This window comes from Streptomyces sp. 351MFTsu5.1 (assembly GCF_000383655.1).
GTDB lineage: Bacteria > Actinomycetota > Actinomycetes > Streptomycetales > Streptomycetaceae > Streptomyces > Streptomyces griseorubiginosus.
Genome location: NZ_KB911783.1, coordinates 179,266 through 197,559, shown reverse-complemented (window position 1 = coordinate 197,559; position 18,294 = coordinate 179,266). Strand labels below are relative to the sequence as shown.

Below are 18,294 nucleotides of genomic sequence, written 5' to 3'. Positions count from 1 at the left end.
CGGCAGTGCTGTCCCCCACATCGCGGCGGCCGTACCCACTTCGCGGCAGAAGTCACATGTTCATGCCCCGGCGGGGCCGGTTAGGTTCGGGGTCATGGAGAACGTACTCCGCCCACTGATCGTGGTCGGCGGCTCCGTGCTGCTCACCCTGCTGATCGGCTGGGCCACCGACCGACTGCTGCACAAGGCCGACGCCCGCCACAGCGAGACCCCCTTGTGGGGTCTGCTGCGCCGTGGCCGTATCCCCTACATGCTCGTGCTCTGCGCGGCCATGCTGAGAGGGTCGTACGACCAGGTGCGGACGCTGCAACGGCACGGCGCCGGCATCGGGCAGACGCTGACCCTGATCCTCATCGGGGCGACCGCCTGGCTGGTGATCCGGATCGCCGCCGCCGTCGTGGAGACGACCTACAGCCGCTACGCGCGCGCCCACCACGACGCAGCCCGGGTCCGCCGGGTGCGCACCCAGGTCACGCTGATCATGCGGGTGGTCGCCGCGACGGTGGGCGTGGTGGCGGTGGCCGCGATGCTGCTGACGTTCCCCGCGATGCGCGCGGCCGGCGCCTCGCTGCTGGCCTCCGCCGGAATCCTCGGCATCGTCGCCGGTGTGGCCGCCCAGTCCACGCTCAGCAACATGTTCGCCGGGCTCCAGATCGCCTTCGGCGACATGGTGCGCATAGGCGACACCGTGGTGGTGGACGGCGAGTGGGGCACCGTCGAGGAGATCACCCTGACCTTCCTGACGGTCCGCACCTGGGACGAGCGCCGGATCACCATGCCGGTGTCGTACTTCACCTCGAAGCCGTTCGAGAACTGGTCGCGCGGCACCCCGCAGATGACCGGCATCGTCTACTGGCACGTCGACCACACGGCCCCGGTGGAGCTGATGCGCGAGCGGCTGCGGGACATCCTGCGCGAGTGCCCGGCCTGGGACGGCCGCGACTACGGCCTCGCCGTCACCGACACCACCCCCAACACCATGCAGGTACGGGCCCTGGTGACCGCCAAGGACGCCGACGACATCTGGACGGTCCGTGTCACGGTCCGCGAACAGATGATCCGCTGGCTCACCGACCACCACCCGTACGCCCTCCCCCGGGTCAACACGGCGGACGCGACACTGGCACCGGGGTTCCACCGAGTGGACGGCAACACGAGGAACGGCGACAACCGAGCCTGGGAGGCACCACGAACGGGCCGCGGCTAGACGGTCCGTCGTGGTACCGGTGACCGGACTGGCTCAGGGGCGCGGGGCTGTATCGATGTGCGGCTCCGCCGCGTGGGCGCGACAAGCCACGACGCACCCGCACCCGCCGACGGCCGCGCAGCCCCCGTCACCTCCCGCGCTCAGCACCTCCATTGACCTGCACAACCTGAGAAGTCACATGCCCAGCCCCCACTGACGCCAGCCAGTGCAGCGTGGCGGCAACATCCCCAGGCGTCCCGGCCCGCCCGGTGGACGTGTCCCCGATGAGCCGCTCCCGCCGAGCGGGATCCATGGAGGCACCGAAGAACTCCGTGTCCTCGACATACCCCGGCGCCACCACGTTCGCCGTGATCCCCCGCGGCCCCAACTCCCGCGCCAGATCGTGCGCGTAGGGATGCAGCCCGGCCTTCGCCGCCCCGTACGCCCCGCTCCCGGACCCCCGGTACGCGGCGATGGAGCTGACGAACAGCACCCGCCCACCCGGCGAGGCGAGCCGCTCCTTCAACCCCTCGGTGAGCAACGCCGCGGTCAGCAGATTGAGCCGGAAGTTCACGGTCCAGTTGTGGGCGACGGCGTCGAGCGGATCGGAGACATCGGCGGCCGGTTCCAACTGCCCTGTCCCCCCGGCACTGTGGATCAGCACGTCCACGGTCCCCAGCTCACGCTGCACGAACCCGACGACCCCGCGCACCGCGTCGACGTCGGCGAGATCGGCGGCGTACGTCAACGCCCCCGGCACCGCAGCCTTCTCCAGCACCTCGGCGCGCCGCCCGAGCAGCAGCACCCGGTCCCCTTCCGCGGCGAACACCTGCGCCGCCGCGAGCCCGATCCCCGTACCGCCACCACTGATCACCACATTGCGAGCCATACCTGAACCCTACGAACACACCGCCCGTCGGCTCACCCCGATTTACGTGATCTTCGCGTCTGCGGTCACCGCAGACTGCGAACGTCCAGATGCCGCAACACCCGGTCCACGACCTCCGGGTCGGCCCCCGGCTCGCTCCGCGCCGCCAGCACCTCGTGCCGCGCGGCGCTCAGCATCTCCCCCTGGATCCGCCGCATCCGCTTGAGCCGCCGCCGCGCCTCACGGCGCTCCTCGTCCCCCATCTCGGGATGGATCCGCACACCGATCTCGAACGCCCGCCGCAGCATCTGCTCGGACAGTTCCTCCGGCAGCTCCTCGGCGTTCTCGATCTCCTTGAGCCGCCGCTTGGCGGCCTTCGCCGCCCGGACCGCCAGTGACTTCTCGAACTCCATCTCCCGCTCGGAGTCGGCCTTCACCCCCAGCCGTTTCACCAGCCACGGCAGGGTCAGGCCCTGGAGCACCAGGGTCGCCATGATCACCCCGAACGCGATGAAGATGATCTCGTCCCGGTCGGGGAACCCCGCCCCGGACTCGGTCTCCAGCGGAATGGCCAGGGCCAGCGCGACGGACGCCACGCCCCGCATCCCGGACCACCACATGATGACGGTCTCCCGCCACCCGACCGGGATCTCCTCCTCGTAGTCCCGCTTGGCGTGCATCCGTTTGGTGAGCGCGGTCGCCGGCAGCAGCCACGCGAGCCGTACGAACACGACCACGGCCACGATCACCCCGGCCCAGCCGAGCATCTCGGCCCAGCGCCCGGAGGCGGTCCTGATCGCGTTGTGCAGCTCCAGTCCGATGAGCCCGAAGGCCACCCCGGTGACGAGCGTGTCGACGATGTCCCAGAAGGTGTGGCCGGCGAGCCGGGTCATCACGTCGTCGGCGTCGGTGCCGTACTCGGCGAGGAACAGCGCGGTGGTCAGCACGGCGAGCACACCGGAGCCGTGCAGCTCCTCGGCGAGGACGTAGGAGGCGTACGGCACGAGGACCGTCAGCCCGATCTGGAGGGTCGCGTCGCCCAGCAGGTCCATCAGCTTGTTGGCGCCCCAGCCGAGCGCGAGCCCCACGGCGACGGCCACCACCGCCGAGAGCACCAGCTCGAGGGCGGCCTCGCCCGGGTGGAAGGAGCCGCTCACGGCGGCGGCGACGGCCACGTGGTACAGCACGATCGCCGTCACGTCGTTGAAGAGCCCCTCGCCCTCCAGGATGGACACCAGCCTGCGGGGCAGACCCAGTTGGCCCGCGACCGCGGTGGCGGCGACCGGGTCGGGCGGTGCGACGAGCGCGCCGAGCGCAACGGCGGCCGCGACCGGCAGCCCCGGCACGATGGTGTGGGCGACCGCGGCCACGGACAGGGTCGTGACGAAGACGAGGGCGACGGCCAGCAGGAAGATCGGCCGTTTGTTGGCCGTGAACTGCCGCCAGGAGGTGCGCCGGACGGCGGCGTAGAGCAGCGGCGGCAGCAGGATGGGCAGGATCAGCTCGGGCGGGATGTCGACGTTGGGCACGAAGTCCAGCACCGCGAGGACGATCCCGAGCAGCGTCATCAGCACGGGCGCCGGCAACCCGAACCGGTCCCCCACCGGGACGCTGATCAGAGCCCCCAGCAACAACACGAACAACAGGGCCAACTGATCCACGGTCAGAACTCCGGGCACCTCGACGAACCATCGGTCCCTTAAGTCTGCCCGCTCAACCCCGGGACCTGCCCGATCGCCGCCTGCGAGTACCGCCCGGACCCGGTCCGGAATCGGGCCCGGGATCCCGCCGAGCCGTCAGAGCACCCGCCGCATGGCCCGGTGGGGGATCCCCGCGTCCGGGAACTCCGGCCCGTACGCCACGTACCCCAGCCGCTCGTAGAACCCCAGCGCGTGGGTCTGCGCGTGCAGGTCCACCGCGGCCAGCCCACGCGCGCGTGCCGCGTCCTCGATGGCCCGGACCAGCGCGGCGCCCACCCCGAGGCTCCGCGCCGTCTGCGTCACCGCGAGCCGCCCCAGGGACCCCACCGAGGCGTCCCCGCCGGTCTTCGAGGCCGCGGCCTCGCCGAACAGCAGCCGCCCGGTCCCGAGCGGCGCACCGTCCTCCCGCACGGCCAGCACATGCAGCGCCACGGCGTCGTAGGCGTCGTACTCGATGTCCTCGGGCACGCCCTGCTCGCCGACGAAGACCTCCTTGCGGACCGTGAAGCAGGCCTCACGGTCGGCTGGGTCCTCGGCGACCCGTACCTCGTAGGCGGGCGTGCTCACCCGTAGGTCTCCTCGCGCACCAGGTCCAGCGCCTGCTGGAGGTCCTCGGGGTAGTCGCTCGCGAACTCGACCCACTCCCCGTCCCCGGGGTGCTCGAAGCCGAGCCGCACCGCGTGCAGCCACTGCCGGGTCAGCCGGAGCCGCTTGGCGAGCGTCGGGTCGGCGCCGTACGTCAGGTCGCCGACGCAGGGGTGGCGGTGGGCCGCCATGTGGACGCGGATCTGGTGGGTGCGCCCGGTCTCCAGCTTCACGTCGAGCAGGGAGGCCGCGCGGAACGCCTCGATGAGGTCGTAGTGCGTCACGGACGGCTTGCCCTCGGCGGTGACTGCCCACTTGTAGTCGTGCTGGGGGTGGCGGCCGATGGGCGCGTCGATGGTGCCGCTGGTCGGGTCCGGGTGGCCCTGGACGAGCGTGTGGTACCGCTTGTCGACCGTGCGCTCCTTGAACTGGCGCTTGAGCGAGGTGTACGCCCGCTCCGACTTGGCCACGACCATCAGCCCGGAGGTGCCCACGTCGAGCCGGTGCACGATGCCCTGGCGCTCCGCGGCGCCGGAGGTCGAGATCCGGTACCCGGCGGCGGCGAGCCCGCCGATCACGGTGGTCCCGGTCCAGCCCGGGGAGGGGTGCGCGGCCACGCCGACGGGCTTGACGATCACGACCACGTCGTCGTCGTCATGGACGATCTCCATGCCCTCGACCGGCTCGGCGACGATCTGCACCGGCGCGGGCGCCTGCGGCATCTCGACCTCGAGCCAGGCCCCGCCGTGCACCCGCTCGGACTTCCCGACCACCGACCCGTCGACCGTGACCTTCCCCGAGGCGGCGAGCTCGGCCGCCTTGGTGCGGGAGAAGCCGAACATGCGGGAGATGGCGGCGTCGACGCGCTCGCCCTCCAGTCCGTCGGGCACGGGCAGGGTACGGATCTCGGGAATCGTGCTCACCCGTCGAGTATGCCGGACCGCCCGGACCGCCCCGACCGGCCCTGTGGAAAACCGGAAGGCCGGGGCTGGGGCGGCGCTCAGCCCTTGTGGACGGTGCCGTCCGGGTCCAGCCCCTTGAAGGACAGCAGCACGATCAGGATGCCGCCGCACACGATCGCCGAGTCCGCGAGGTTGAAGACCGCGAAGTGCTTGGGCGCGATGAAGTCCACCACCGCCCCCTCGAACACGCCGGGCGAGCGGAACAGCCGGTCGGTGAGGTTGCCGAGGGCACCGCCCAGCAGCAGACCGAGCGCGATCGCCCAGGGCAGGCTGTAGAGCTTGCGGGCCAGCCGGGCGATGACCACGATGACGGCGGCCGCGATCACCGTGAAGATCACGGTGAAGGCCTCGCCGAAGCCGAAGGCCGCGCCCGCGTTGCGGATCGCCTCCAGCTTCAGCCAGTCACCGATGATCTCGATCGGCTCGTGGTGCTCCAGCTTGGCGACCACGATCATCTTGCTGATGAGGTCCAGGGCGTACGCGAAAGCGGCGACCGTGAACAGCACGGCGATGCGGCGCCTGCCCCGGGACCGCGCCTGCACGTCCTGCTCCGGCTCGGCCCCCGCCGCCTCTGGGGTATCCGGCGTACCGATGATGCGCTCCGCCTCTGCCACGTGAGTCCCTCGACCTAGGTACCTGACTGAGGACGAGGGTACGACACGCCCACAAGCACCCTCAGTACCGGCGTTCCTGCTTCTGCTTGCACTCCACGCACAGGGTCGCGCGCGGGAAGGCCTGCATGCGTGCCTTGCCGATGGGGTTGCCGCAGTTCTCGCACAGACCGTAGGTGCCGGCGTCGAGGCGTCCTAGGGCGCGCTCGGTCTGGGTGAGCATCTCGCGCGCGTTGGCCGCGAGGGCCATCTCGCTCTCCCGCGTGATGTTCTTCGTGCCGGTGTCGGCCTGGTCGTCGCCCGCGCCGTCACCGGAGTCCCGCATGAGCCCGACCAGGGACTCCTCGGAGGTGGTGATCTCGGTGCGCAGCCGCAGCACCTCGGCCGTCAGCTCCGCGCGGGCCTCCTCGACCTCCTCGGGCGTCCAGGGATCCTCGCCGGGGCGTACCGCGAGTTCGCCGGGTTCCGCCGCGGAGGCACGCGCGCCGGGTACGGCGTTCTTGTCCGCCGTGGCCGTGCCAGGAGTCTTCTTCGCAACCACCGTCGTGGCTCCCGTCTTCTTCGCGGCCTCGGCCGCGCCCGCCTTCTTGGCCGTGCTCTTCCTGGCCGCCCGCTTCTTGGGGGTGCCCTCCCCGGAGGTGCCCTGCGGAACACCGGCCTCCGTGGCGACCGTCCCCGTGACAGCGGTGTCCTTCGCGGCCGTCCTCTTCCCCGCGGCGGTGCTCTTCGCCGCGGCCTTCTTCGTGACCGCCTTCTTCTTCGCCTCCGAGGCCTTCTTCGCCTCCGAGGCCTTCTTCGTGACCGAGGCCTTCTTCGTGCCCGAAGTCCTCTTCGCGACCGCGGGCTCCTCGGCGGTCGCGGGCTGCCTGCCGACCGCCTTCTTGGAGACCGCGGCCTTCTTCGCGCCGGCGGCCTTCTTCGCGCTCGCTGCCTTCTTAGTGGCCGTGGATTTCTTCGAGGCCGCGGACGTCTTGGTGACCGAGGCCTTGCCGACGCCCTTGGTGGTCTCCTCCGGCCCCCCTACAGGCGCCTCCGCCGCCGTTCTCCCGCCCGATCTCCCGTCCTCCGCGGCCCCGCGCCCGCCGGAGGCCGCCGTGGCCTTCTTGGCACCGCCTGCCTTCCGGGGCACCGCCTTCCTGGCAGCCGCCCCGACCGCCTTGACGGCCTTGACCGCACTCCTGGCGGGCGCCCCCCGCGCACTCTTCTTCCCGCCTGTCTCCTTGGCCTCGCCGCCGGAGGCCCGGGCATCGGTGGACCGGCCCGACGCCGACTGCTGTACGGCGGTCTTCTTAGCCACCATGCCGCGGCCCCTTCACATATTGTGATCTTGCTCGCGAATCGTGCTGGGACGATAAATCGACTCGAGTCCCGCGGCAACGGGGCACGCCGCCCGATTCGCCCGCCCCCCGCGCGCGGAGCGGGAAGCATGCAAGCGTTGTGCCCAGCTCCCCGCCGGGTAATCCGCCGGAGCGGGCGTCCCGGAATGCGAACAGTCGTGCCGCTCCATTCGGGTCACTCCCCACCCCGCGGCGGCCTCGGCGCCCGGCCCCGGAAAACCGGTCGGTCACTGTCCTCGACGCGCCGTACACTGGGCGGAGCGAAAAGCGTGGATGGGGACGAGTAGCGGCGTACGCAGCCAGGAGCGACCCGGGGACGGTGGAAGCCCGGGGGCGAGCGCGACGCGAAGATCACCCCGGAGCCGCCGGAAGAAACCCCAGCAGGGGGCGTAGACCCGGCATCGCGACCCCAATGAGGGGGCTCACCGGCGCACACCCCGTGCCGGCGGGCCAAGGAGGGTGGTACCGCGGGAGCGCGCCGAGACCGGCGTACAGAAGAAGGCTCTCGTCCCTCCGGACGGAAGGCAGCACATCCGCCGGAGGAAGACTGATGACGCAGTACCGCCAGGTGCCCGCCCAGGTCGACCTGCCCGCGCTCGAGCACGCCGTGCTCGACTTCTGGCGCGAGCAGAAGATCTTCGCCAAGACCCTGGAGCAGTCCGAGGGCCGCCCCGAGTGGGTGTTCTACGAGGGCCCGCCCACCGCCAACGGCATGCCGGGCGCCCACCACATCGAGGCCCGCGTCTTCAAGGACGTCTTCCCCCGCTTCCGCACCATGCGCGGCTACCACGTGGCCCGCAAGGCCGGCTGGGACTGCCACGGCCTGCCGGTGGAGCTCGCGGTGGAGAAGGAGCTCGGCTTCACCGGCAAGAAGGACATCGAGGCGTACGGCATCGCCGAGTTCAACGCGAAGTGCCGCGAGTCGGTGACCCGCCACACCGACGCCTTCGAGGCGCTCACGACCCGCATGGGCTACTGGACCGACCTCCAGGACCCCTACCGCACGATGGACCCCGAGTACATCGAGTCGGTCTGGTGGTCGCTGAAGGAGATCTTCAACAAGGGCCTGCTGGTCCAGGACTACCGCGTGGCCCCCTGGTGCCCCCGTGACGAGACGGGCCTGTCGGACCACGAGCTGGCGCAGGGCTACGAGACGATCGTCGACCCTTCCGTGTACGTCCGTTTCCCGCTCACCTCCGGTCCGCTCGCCGGCGAGGCAGCGCTCCTGGTGTGGACGACGACCCCCTGGACCCTGGTGTCCAACACGGCGGTCGCCGCGCACCCGGAGGTCACCTACGTCGTCGCGACCGACGGCGAGGAGAAGCTCGTCGTCGCCGAGCCGCTGCTCGCCAAGGCGCTCGGAGAGGGCTGGGAGACCACCGGCCAGTCCTTCACCGGCGCCGAAATGGAGCGCTGGACGTATCAACGTCCGTTCGAGCTCGTGGAGTTCCCGGAGCCGGCCCACTACGTGGTCAACGCCGAGTACGTCACGACCGAGGACGGCACAGGTCTGGTCCACCAGTCCCCCGCGTTCGGTGAGGACGACCTCAAGGTCTGCCGCGCCTACGACCTGCCCGTCGTGAACCCCGTCCGCCGGGACGGCACCTTCGAGGAGAACGTCCCGCTGGTGGGCGGCGTCTTCTTCAAGAAGGCGGACGAACAGCTCACCGAGGACCTCCAGCAGCGCGGCCTCCTGTTCAAGCACATCCCGTACGAGCACAGCTACCCGCACTGCTGGCGCTGCCACACCGCGCTCCTCTACTACGCGCAGCCGTCCTGGTACATCCGCACCACCGCCGTCAAGGACCGTCTCCTCCAGGAGAACGAGAACACCAACTGGTTCCCGGAGACCGTCAAGCACGGCCGCTTCGGCGACTGGCTCCAGAACAACATCGACTGGGCGCTGTCCCGCAACCGCTACTGGGGCACCCCGCTGCCGATCTGGCGCTGCGAGGACGACCACCTCACCGTCGTCGGCTCCCGCGCGGAGCTCACCGAGCTGTCCGGCACGGACCAGTCCGACCTCGACCCGCACCGGCCGTACATCGACGCGGTCACCTTCGACTGCCCGCAGTGCCGGAAGACGGCCACGCGCGTGCCGGAGGTCATCGACGCCTGGTACGACTCGGGTTCGATGCCGTTCGCGCAGTGGGGCTACCCGTACAAGAACAAGGACCTGTTCGAGTCCCGCTACCCGGCGCAGTTCATCTCCGAGGCCATCGACCAGACACGCGGCTGGTTCTACACGCTGATGGCCGTCGGCACCCTGGTCTTCGACAAGTCGTCGTACGAGAACGTCGTCTGCCTCGGCCACATCCTCGCCGAGGACGGCCGCAAGATGTCCAAGCACCTGGGCAACACCCTGGAGCCGATCCCGCTGATGGACCGGCACGGCGCGGACGCGGTGCGCTGGTTCATGGCGGCCGGCGGTTCCCCGTGGGCGGCCCGCCGGGTGGGCCACGGCACCATCCAGGAGGTCGTCCGCAAGACGCTCCTGACGTACTGGAACACGGTCGCCTTCCAGGCCCTCTACGCCCGTACGTCGAACTGGGCGCCCAGCGCGGCGGACCCGGCCCCGGCCGACCGCCCGGTCCTGGACCGCTGGCTGCTGTCCGAACTCCACGCGCTCACCGACCAGGTGACGCAGGCTCTGGAGGCCTACGACACCCAGCGCGCCGGCAAGCTCCTGTCGGCGTTCGTCGACGACCTGTCCAACTGGTACGTACGACGGTCCCGGCGCCGTTTCTGGCAGGGCGACAAGGCCGCGCTGCGCACCCTGCACGAGGTCGTCGAGACGGTCACCAAGCTGATGGCCCCGCTGACCCCGTTCATCGCCGAGCGGGTCTGGCAGGACCTGGTGGTGCCGGTCACCGCGGGCGCCCCGGAGTCGGTGCACCTGGCCTCCTGGCCGGAGGCGGACCTCTCCGCCATCGACCCGGAGCTGTCGCGGCAGATGGTCCTGGTGCGCCGGCTGGTCGAGCTGGGCCGGGCCACGCGCGCGGAGTCGGGTGTGAAGACCCGTCAGCCGCTGTCCCGGGCACTGATCGCGGCGAACGGCTTCGACGCCCTCGACCGTGAACTGCACGCGCAGATCACCGAGGAGCTGAACGTGAGCTCGCTCGCGTCCCTGGCCGAGGTCGGCGGCAGCCTGGTCGACACCACCGCGAAGGCCAACTTCCGCGCCCTGGGCAAGCGGTTCGGCAAGCGAGTCCAGGACGTGGCCAAGGCCGTCGCGAACGCCGACGCGGCCGCGCTCTCCCTGGCCCTGCGCGAGGGCACCGCGTCGGTCGAGGTCGACGGCGAGACCGTCACCCTCGCGCCCGACGAGGTGATCATCACGGAGACCCCGCGCGAGGGCTGGTCGGTGGCGTCCGACTCCGGTGCCACGGTCGCCCTCGACCTGGAGATCACCGAGGAGCTCCGCCAGGCGGGCCTGGCCCGTGACGCGATCCGTCTGATCCAGGAGGCCCGCAAGAACAGCGGCCTCGACGTGGCCGACCGCATCGCGCTGCGCTGGACGTCCACGGACCCGGCGGTGACCGCGGCTCTCACCGAGCACGCGGGGCTGATCTCCGACGAGGTCCTGGCCACGGACTTCGCGCAGGGAGAGGCGGACGACACCTATGGCGAGCCCTTCACCGAAGAGGGCCTGTCCCTGACCTTCCGTCTGCGCAAGGCGTAAGGCAGAGCCCGAAGGCCCGGTCCCCTCGGGGACCGGGCCTTCTTCATGCCTACGACATTGTGATCAACACGCGTAAAAGGGCGGGACCCCGGATGAAAGATCCGGGGTCCCGCCCTGAACGCTGCCGACGCCTAAGGCGTACTAGAGGCCGTCAGTTGTCGTCCTCGTCGATCAGGAAGCCACGCATCGGCGACGGAGCCTGGCCCATCGGACCGGGGCCCTGCGGCCGTACCGGCGCCATCGGCTGGGTCATCGCGGGCGACATCTGCTGCTGACCGCCGTAGGACGGAGCGGCCGGCGAAGGACCGCCGCCCATGCCGCCGGGGTTGCCGCCGTACGACGGGGCGCTCGCGCCGGCCGGAGCCATGGAAGGCGCCGGGGACGGCGGCAGCGACGCGGTCGCCGGGGTGCGCGGCGGGGCCAGCGAGTCGTCGGCCTGGGTCTCCAGCTGACGCAGCTGCGACTCGAGGTACGACTTCAGACGCGTGCGGTACTCGCGCTCGAAGCCGCGCAGGTCCTCGACCTTGCGCTCCAGCGTGGCGCGGGCGGACTCCAGGGAGCCCATCGCGACGCGGTGCTTCTCCTGCGCGTCCCGCTCCAGGGCGTCGGCCTTGGCACGGGCGTCACGCTCGAGACCCTCGGCACGCGAACGCGCCTCGCCCACGATCTTGTTGGCCTCGGAACGGGCCTCGGCGATCGCCTGGTCGGCGGTCTGCTGGGCCAGCGAGAGGACGCGCGCGGCGCTGTCGCCACCGGGGCCCTGACCGGGGCCGCCCATCGGACCGCCCATGGGGCCGCCCATCGGGCCACCCATCTGCTGCATGGGCTGACCGCCCATGGTGCCCTGGCCCATCGGACCCTGACCCATAGGGCCTTGGCCCATCGGACCCTGACCCATCGGACCCTGACCCTGCGGGCCGCCCTGGCCGCTGGGGCCGGCGGGCAGCTGCGGCGCACCGCTCGGCAGCTGGGGAGGACCGCCCATGGGGCCACCCATCTGCTGCGGCGGCCCAGATATGCCGGCCGGTACGGGAGCGCCGGGACCGGGTCCGCGCATGCCCTGCTGCGGCATTCCCTGTCCGGGCATGCCGCCCTGCTGCTGCATACCGCCCTGCTGCATGCCGCCCTGCTGGTCCTGCTCCGGAGGCTTGCGCATGTTCTGCTGGTTCTGGGCAGCAGCGCGCGTGGCCGCGGCCAGCTTGGCGCGCAGGTCCTCGTTCTCGCGGAGCAGGCGGGTCAGTTCGGCTTCGACCTCGTCGAGGAAGGCATCGACCTCGTCCTCGTCATAGCCTTCTCGGAGGCGGACGGTCGTGAACTGCTTGTTCCGCACGTCCTCGGGGGTCAACGGCATCTCTTCACCTCAACGTAGTCGTCGGCATTCGGCAAGACCGTATCGTTCACAGCCGGCTCACGACGGAGATCAGGATGTAGACGATGATCATCAGTACGAAGAAGGACAGGTCGAGCGCCACGCCCCCGAGACGCAACGGCGGGATAACCCGCCGCAGAAGCTTGAGCGGTGGATCAGTGACAGTGTAGGTGGCCTCCAGAACGACCACCATCGCCTTGCCGGGTTGCCATGAGCGGGCGAACTGGAAGACGTAGTCCATGACCAACCGGAAGATGAGCACGATGAGGAAACACATCAGCGCGATGTAGATCACCTGAACGACCACGCTCATTGCTGGTGCTTCCCTCTCCCCTGTTTCCGTGCTGCTGGGTACTGCTGTTCCGGTCGTGCGTCTCAGCTCTGGTTGAAGAACCCGCCCTCTGCGATGCGGGCCTTGTCCTCCGCCGTGACATCGACGTTAGCAGGCGACAACAGGAACACCTTCTGCGTCACCCGCTCGATGCTGCCGTGAAGACCAAACACCAAACCGGCCGCAAAGTCGACAAGTCGCTTGGCGTCTGTGTCATCCATCTCAGTCAGATTCATGATCACCGGGGTGCCCTCACGGAAGTGTTCCCCGATGGTACGGGCCTCGTTGTAGGTCCGGGGGTGAAGTGTGGTGATCCGGTAAGGCTCTCGTTCCGACACGACCTTGGGCATGATCACCGGTGCGTTCTTCTCCAGGCTTGCGCGCTCTTGTGTGATGGATGCCACGGGCGCGATACGCGCGGGACGCACCGATTCCGCGGCCGGCGAAGAGGATCGGGGCAGCGGGTCGCGCGCCACCGACGGCTGCACGACCCTGACCGATTCGTCCCTTTCGGGCTGAAGTGCCTGATGTGACTGGTGAGACGGCTCATGCCGTCGCCGGTCCCGCTCGAGCTCCGGGTCGAGTTCGGGCTCGAAGTCGTCGTCGGGGTCAAACCCACGGCCGTCGTACCCGTCGTCCTCCACGAGGCCGAGGTAGACCGCCATCTTGCGCATCGCGCCGGCCATTCTCTGAGTCCTCCGCTCTGTGGTGGATCGACTGACTACTGCCAAGTGCCCGCGATCCACGAGGTCGTTATTGCCGCCTTTCGGCGGTAATGACCATATTTTCTGCTGTGGTCCGACTTCCTGGCGACGTTACCCGAGCCTGGGGCGGACTCCGAGTACCGCGGTGCCGACGCGCACATGTGTCGCCCCGGCCGCCACGGCCTGTTCGAGGTCCGCACTCATCCCTGCGGAGACCATGTTCGCAGCCGGATGGGCTCGGCGCAGGTCGGTCGACAAATCCATCAACCGCTCGAACGCCGCCTGTTCACGTCCCGCGTACTCACCGGTGAGCGGAGCGACGGTCATCAGACCGTCGAGCCGCAGTCCCGGAGCTCCGGCCACCAGGCCGGCCAACTCCTCGATTCCGCCCGGCGCCACGCCACCCCGCTCCCCTCGCTCGCTGGATCCGGCGTCGAGCGCGACCTGGATGAGGCACCCCAGCTCGCGCCCTGCCTTCACGGCCTCCCTGGAGAGAGCCGTCACCAGCTTGGAACGATCGACAGACTGCACGAGATCCGCGTAACCGACCACGGATCGCACCTTGTTGGTCTGCAACTGGCCAACGAAGTGCCAAGTGAGCGGCAGATCCGAGCATTCGGCGGCCTTGGGCGCCGCGTCCTGGTCCTTGTTCTCGGCGACGTGCCGCACCCCGAGCTCGCAGAGGGTCCGCACATCGCTCGCGGGGTAGGTCTTGGTGACCACGATGAGCGTCACCTCGTCCCGCCCGCGCCCGGCGGCAGCGCACGCGGCGGCGATGCGCTCCTCCACTTTCGCCAGATTCGCGGCGAGTTCGTCCTTACGGTCCGTCATGCCCCATCAACCCAGCCAGACATATCCCGCGAGTCGCCCCGTGGTGCGCTCGCGGCGGTAGGAGAAGTGGTCGCCCGACTCGATCGTGCACACCGGCGACTGCTGCCGGTCGCGCACCCCGAGCCGGTCGAGCTGCGCGTGCACTCCGGCGGTCACGTCGACCGCGGGGGTGCCCCACCTCGTCTCGGCGTGCGCCGCGGGTTCGACGGCGGCGACGTCGGCGCGCATCTCCTCGGGCACCTCGTAGCACTTTCCGCAGACGGCGGGTCCGGTGCGGACGACGATCCGGGCGGGTTCGGCGCCGAGTCCGGTCATCGCGCGTAGCGCTGCGGGGACGACTCCGGCGACCATGCCGGGCCGGCCGGCGTGGGCCGCCGCGACGATCCCGGCGACCGGGTCGGCGAGCAGCACCGGAGTGCAGTCCGCGGTCAGGACGGCGAGGGCGAGACCGCGTTCGGCGGTGACGATCGCGTCGACCTCGGGCACCGGGCGCTCGCCCCACGGCCCGGTGACCACCTCGACACCGGCTCCGTGCACCTGGTTCATCCAGACCACGCGCGCGGGGTCGAGCCCGAGCGACTTGGCGGCCAGGTCACGGTTGGTCGCCACGGCCTGGGGGTCGTCGCCGACCGCTCCGCCGAGGTTGAGCTCCGCATACGGAGCGGCGCTCACCCCGCCCCACCGGTCGGTGAAGGCGAAGTGCGCGCCGCTCACGCTCTCGCGCTGTCCTATCACTTCAGGAAGTCCGGCACGTCCAGTTCCTCGGCCGCGCTGTCGGAGTAGCTCCGCGACGGCGGGACCGGCGGGGCGACCGGGAGGTCGGCGACCGGCTCGGGCGCCGGCTCCGGGTCCTCCTTCGGCGTGACGCTGCCGAGCGAGCCGAAGGACGGACGGCTCTCGGTCTGCCGTGCCGGAGTGGGCTCGTCGCGGCGGGCCGAGGTGGAGGACGAGCCCATGACGGTCTCGCGTCGGGCCGGCGGCTGACCGCCGTCGAAGCCGGCGGCGATCACGGTGACGCGGACCTCGTCGCCGAGGGCGTCGTCGATGACCGCGCCGAAGATGATGTTGGCCTCGGGGTGGGCGGCCTCGCTGACCAGCTGGGCGGCTTCGTTGATCTCGAACAGGCCGAGGTCGGAGCCACCGGAGATGGAGAGCAGCACACCGCGGGCGCCGTCGATGGACGCCTCGAGGAGCGGCGAGGAGATCGCCATCTCGGCGGCGGCCACCGCGCGGTCGTCGCCGCGGGCCGAGCCGATGCCCATGAGGGCCGAACCGGCCTCGGACATGACCGACTTGACGTCGGCGAAGTCGAGGTTGATCAGGCCGGGCGTGGTGATGAGGTCGGTGATGCCCTGCACACCGGAGAGCAGGACCTGGTCGGCCGACTTGAAGGCGTCGAGCACCGAGACCTGGCGGTCCGAGATGGACAGCAGCCGGTCGTTGGGGATGACGATGAGGGTGTCGACCTCTTCGCGGAGTTCCGCGATGCCGTCCTCGGCCTGGTTGGCGCGTCGCCGGCCCTCGAAGGTGAAGGGGCGGGTGACCACGCCGATGGTGAGGGCGCCGAGCGAGCGGGCGATGTTGGCCACGACGGGCGCGCCGCCGGTGCCGGTGCCGCCGCCTTCACCGGCCGTCACGAAGACCATGTCGGCCCCCTTGAGGACCTCCTCGATCTCCTCGCGGTGGTCCTCGGCGGCCTTGCGGCCGACGGCCGGGTTGGCGCCGGCGCCGAGTCCGCGGGTGAGTTCGCGGCCGACGTCGAGCTTGACGTCGGCGTCGCTCATCAACAGCGCCTGCGCGTCGGTGTTGATGGCGATGAACTCGACGCCCTTGAGACCGACCTCGATCATCCGGTTGATGGCATTGACACCACCGCCGCCGACACCGATGACTTTGATGACTGCGAGGTAGTTCTGCGGTGCTGCCACGTCGAAGGCCTCTCGCCTCGAGTTACGTGTCGCCGAACCGATGTGGCACTGCTGCCAAGCGATCCGTCGACTGATGCCGAATGGGACGGTCCGTAGCGCCGACCCGAACCCTAACGCTGAAGTTTAGGGTTACCAGTGTGTCTGTTCCCTGGAGTCTTCTGAACAGGACACTAAGTCGACAAGTGGCGCACGTTCAACGAACACGCCGAACCTCCCGTTTTTCTTTTCACCCTATGTGATCAGCCGTAGCAGTGCCCAACCAGGGTGCTGGCCTGCGCTGATGTGCGTCAACTCCCCGATGACGCCGGGGCGGTGGGAACGCTGACGTCGAAGTGCCGCGCATCCGGGGTGGCTTTCATGAGAGCGCTGAGCGTACGGGCCTTGGCGGCGCCCTTCTCGCTGCTCCCCCAGGCGACGGTCCGGCCGTCGTTCAACTCCAGCGAGATGTCGTCGTACGAACGCACCTTGACGGCACGGGTGGCGTGCGCGACCGCGGCCGGAATGTCACCCGCCACGCGGACCGCCTCGCGCACCAGCCGCTCTTCCCCGAAGCGGCGCAGGCTCGCTGCGCGGGAGCCGGGCCGGGAGAGCGTCAATTGCAGTGCGGGGACGCCTTTCGGGGCTACGGAAACCGTGGCGAAACGGACACCGTCATCGTCCACTTCGACAAAGTTTCCGCCCTTTTGGACAAGCAGAACCGGAACACGCTCGGTCACTTTCAGCCCGATTCCATGAGGCCAGGAACGGCTGACGTCAACTGCGTCAATTCGGGGCAATTTCCGGCGCAGTCGGGCCTCAATGGCATCGGTGTCGAGGGAAATCAGGGGCGATCCGAGGGGCACGTCGGCGGCCTCGCGCACCTGCTGGGGAGTGAGCACGGTGGTCCCGGACACCGACACGCGCTCCACGCGCAGCCACTGGGAGCCGTACAACAGCCAGACGGTACCCGCGGAGAGCAGGACGAGCGCCACGGCCAGGATGATGATCACACGAAGGCGCCGGGCCCTCAACCGCCGGGCGGGAGGCGGGCCGGACGACTCCTGCTGGCGTTCACCGCGCTCGGCGGTCGTCGATCCGGCCACGCTTCCTGCCCTTCGTACACGGGTCCTAACGGCGCTGCGAGGCGATCGCCTCGTAGACCATGCCGACGAGGAGGTCGTCGGCGTCCCGGCGGCCGAACTCGGCGGCGGCGCGGGACATCTCGTACAGCCGGTGCGGGTCGGCGAGCACGGGCAGGACGTTGGCCCGTACCCAGTCGGGCGTCAGTTCCGCGTCGTCGACCAGCAGTCCGCCGCCGGCCTTGACCACCGGCTGGGCGTTCAGACGCTGTTCGCCGTTGCCGATGGGCAGCGGGACATAGGCGGCCGGGAGCCCGACGGCGGAGAGTTCGGCGACGGTCATCGCGCCCGCGCGGCAGAGCATCATGTCGGCAGCGGCGTACGCGAGGTCCATCCGGTCCAGGTAACTTACCGGGATGTAGGGGGGCATTCCCGGCATCTGCTGGACGTGCGGCAGTTCGTTCTTCGGGCCGACCGCGTGCAGGATCTGGATCCCGGCCTGCTGGAGCCAGGGCGCGACCTGCTGGACGACCTCGTTGAGGCGCCGGGCGCCCTGCGAGCCGCCGGAGACCAGCAGCGTGGGCAGGTTGGGGTCGAGGCCGAACATCGCGCGGGCCTCGGGACGGGCGGCGGCCCGGTCCAGGGTGGCGATGGTGTGGCGCAGCGGGATGCCGATGTAGCGGGAGTTGCGCAGCTTGCTGTCCGGCGTGGCTACGGCGACCTGGGCGGCGTACCGGGAGCCGATCTTGTTGGCGAGGCCGGGGCGGGCGTTGGCCTCGTGGATCACGATCGGCACGCCGAGCCGCTTGGCCGCGAGGTAGCCGGGCAGGGCGACGTAACCGCCGAAGCCGACGACCGCGTCGGCCTTGGTGCGCTCCAGGATCTGCTCGGTGGCCTTGATCGTGCCGCGCAGCCGGCCCGGGACGGTGATCAGCTCGGGAGTGGGCTTACGGGGCAGCGGGACGGCCGGGATGAGGGCGAGCTCGTAGCCACGCTGCGGGACGAGCTTGGTCTCCAGACCCCGTTCCGTGCCCAGGGCCGTGATCCCCACTCCCGGGTCCTGCCTGCGCAGGGCGTCCGCGAGGGCGAGCGCGGGCTCGATGTGGCCGGCGGTCCCCCCACCGGCGAGTACGACATGCACC

Annotated in this window: 16 protein-coding genes; 2 read left to right on the top strand and 14 right to left on the bottom strand. The window is 70.2% G+C overall.

Annotation, left to right across the window (positions count from 1 at the left end):
• Positions 1 to 94: 94 nt before the first annotated feature.
• A complete protein-coding gene (locus tag H295_RS0121775; RefSeq protein WP_020137471.1) occupies positions 95 to 1,207 on the top strand; it encodes a mechanosensitive ion channel family protein in 1,113 nt (370 codons plus the stop codon).
• A gap of 127 nt (positions 1,208 to 1,334) precedes the next feature.
• Here the strand turns inward: H295_RS0121775 and H295_RS0121770 are convergent, their stop codons facing one another.
• The 6 genes from H295_RS0121770 to H295_RS0121745 all read right to left on the bottom strand — a co-directional run bounded on the left by H295_RS0121770 (position 1,335) and on the right by H295_RS0121745 (position 7,212).
• Entirely contained in the window at positions 1,335 to 2,075 is a 741-nt protein-coding gene (locus H295_RS0121770) for an SDR family NAD(P)-dependent oxidoreductase (RefSeq protein WP_028809615.1), read from the bottom strand.
• Between the two features lie 65 nt (positions 2,076 to 2,140).
• Positions 2,141 to 3,715, bottom strand: coding sequence for a Na+/H+ antiporter (locus H295_RS0121765; protein WP_020137469.1), 1,575 nt, complete (start codon positions 3,713 to 3,715; stop codon positions 2,141 to 2,143).
• Positions 3,716 to 3,850: 135 nt separating this feature from the next.
• The gene (locus H295_RS0121760) at positions 3,851 to 4,321 is read right to left on the bottom strand and encodes a GNAT family N-acetyltransferase (protein WP_020137468.1); all 471 of its coding nucleotides are present in this window, start codon (positions 4,319 to 4,321) and stop codon (positions 3,851 to 3,853) included.
• Positions 4,318 to 5,262: an RluA family pseudouridine synthase gene (locus tag H295_RS0121755; RefSeq protein ID WP_020137467.1), complete on the bottom strand. Its 945-nt coding sequence runs from the start codon at positions 5,260 to 5,262 to the stop codon at positions 4,318 to 4,320. The genes H295_RS0121760 and H295_RS0121755 overlap by 4 nt, the downstream gene beginning before the upstream one ends.
• Before the next feature lie 77 nt (positions 5,263 to 5,339).
• Positions 5,340 to 5,915 (bottom strand): signal peptidase II, encoded by a 576-nt coding sequence (lspA, locus tag H295_RS0121750; protein WP_028809614.1) that lies wholly within the window; start codon positions 5,913 to 5,915, stop codon positions 5,340 to 5,342.
• 61 nt (positions 5,916 to 5,976) lie between these two features.
• Positions 5,977 to 7,212 carry a TraR/DksA family transcriptional regulator gene (locus H295_RS0121745; protein ID WP_028809613.1) on the bottom strand — a complete coding sequence of 412 codons (1,236 nt, stop codon included), beginning with the start codon at positions 7,210 to 7,212 and terminating at the stop codon, positions 5,977 to 5,979.
• A gap of 587 nt (positions 7,213 to 7,799) precedes the next feature.
• Between H295_RS0121745 and ileS the strand changes: the two genes are divergently transcribed.
• Positions 7,800 to 10,931, top strand: a complete 3,132-nt coding sequence (gene ileS, locus H295_RS0121740; protein WP_020137463.1) for an isoleucine--tRNA ligase — start codon at positions 7,800 to 7,802, stop codon at positions 10,929 to 10,931.
• Positions 10,932 to 11,082: 151 nt separating this feature from the next.
• On the opposite strand, the gene H295_RS0121735 is transcribed toward ileS, so the two are convergent.
• From H295_RS0121735 to murG, 8 genes are all read right to left on the bottom strand, one after another.
• Positions 11,083 to 12,282 carry a DivIVA domain-containing protein gene (locus H295_RS0121735; protein ID WP_028809612.1) on the bottom strand — a complete coding sequence of 400 codons (1,200 nt, stop codon included), beginning with the start codon at positions 12,280 to 12,282 and terminating at the stop codon, positions 11,083 to 11,085.
• A 46-nt stretch (positions 12,283 to 12,328) separates the two neighbouring features.
• Positions 12,329 to 12,613, bottom strand: coding sequence for a YggT family protein (locus H295_RS0121730; RefSeq protein WP_020137460.1), 285 nt, complete (start codon positions 12,611 to 12,613; stop codon positions 12,329 to 12,331).
• A 62-nt stretch (positions 12,614 to 12,675) separates the two neighbouring features.
• Complete coding sequence (locus H295_RS0121725) at positions 12,676 to 13,317, bottom strand: cell division protein SepF (protein ID WP_020137459.1); 642 nt, start codon at positions 13,315 to 13,317, stop codon at positions 12,676 to 12,678.
• Between the two features lie 129 nt (positions 13,318 to 13,446).
• Positions 13,447 to 14,166: a YggS family pyridoxal phosphate-dependent enzyme gene (locus H295_RS0121720; protein WP_020137458.1), complete on the bottom strand. Its 720-nt coding sequence runs from the start codon at positions 14,164 to 14,166 to the stop codon at positions 13,447 to 13,449.
• 6 nt (positions 14,167 to 14,172) lie between these two features.
• Positions 14,173 to 14,901 carry a peptidoglycan editing factor PgeF gene (gene pgeF / locus H295_RS0121715; RefSeq protein WP_020137457.1) on the bottom strand — a complete coding sequence of 243 codons (729 nt, stop codon included), beginning with the start codon at positions 14,899 to 14,901 and terminating at the stop codon, positions 14,173 to 14,175.
• Positions 14,898 to 16,094, bottom strand: a complete 1,197-nt coding sequence (gene ftsZ, locus H295_RS0121710; RefSeq protein WP_020137456.1) for a cell division protein FtsZ — start codon at positions 16,092 to 16,094, stop codon at positions 14,898 to 14,900. The genes pgeF and ftsZ overlap by 4 nt, the downstream gene beginning before the upstream one ends.
• A gap of 287 nt (positions 16,095 to 16,381) precedes the next feature.
• Complete coding sequence (locus H295_RS0121705; protein ID WP_028809611.1) at positions 16,382 to 17,176, bottom strand: cell division protein FtsQ/DivIB; 795 nt, start codon at positions 17,174 to 17,176, stop codon at positions 16,382 to 16,384.
• Positions 17,177 to 17,201: 25 nt separating this feature from the next.
• Positions 17,202 to 18,293 (bottom strand): undecaprenyldiphospho-muramoylpentapeptide beta-N-acetylglucosaminyltransferase, encoded by a 1,092-nt coding sequence (gene murG / locus H295_RS0121700; protein WP_020137454.1) that lies wholly within the window; start codon positions 18,291 to 18,293, stop codon positions 17,202 to 17,204.
• Position 18,294 lies beyond the last annotated feature (1 nt).

What these genes read in the sequence shown, in the direction of transcription:
- ileS (WP_020137463.1), top strand. Translation starts at nt 7,800, where the DNA reads ATGACGCAGTACCGCCAGGTGCCCGCCCAGGTCGACCTGCCCGCGCTC.
- H295_RS0121735 (WP_028809612.1), bottom strand. Translation starts at nt 12,282, where the DNA reads ATGCCGTTGACCCCCGAGGACGTGCGGAACAAGCAGTTCACGACCGTC.
- H295_RS0121730 (WP_020137460.1), bottom strand. Translation starts at nt 12,613, where the DNA reads ATGAGCGTGGTCGTTCAGGTGATCTACATCGCGCTGATGTGTTTCCTC.
- H295_RS0121720 (WP_020137458.1), bottom strand. Translation starts at nt 14,166, where the DNA reads ATGACGGACCGTAAGGACGAACTCGCCGCGAATCTGGCGAAAGTGGAG.
- H295_RS0121745 (WP_028809613.1), bottom strand. Translation starts at nt 7,212, where the DNA reads ATGGTGGCTAAGAAGACCGCCGTACAGCAGTCGGCGTCGGGCCGGTCC.
- H295_RS0121725 (WP_020137459.1), bottom strand. Translation starts at nt 13,317, where the DNA reads ATGGCCGGCGCGATGCGCAAGATGGCGGTCTACCTCGGCCTCGTGGAG.
- H295_RS0121770 (WP_028809615.1), bottom strand. Translation starts at nt 2,075, where the DNA reads ATGGCTCGCAATGTGGTGATCAGTGGTGGCGGTACGGGGATCGGGCTC.
- H295_RS0121775 (WP_020137471.1), top strand. Translation starts at nt 95, where the DNA reads ATGGAGAACGTACTCCGCCCACTGATCGTGGTCGGCGGCTCCGTGCTG.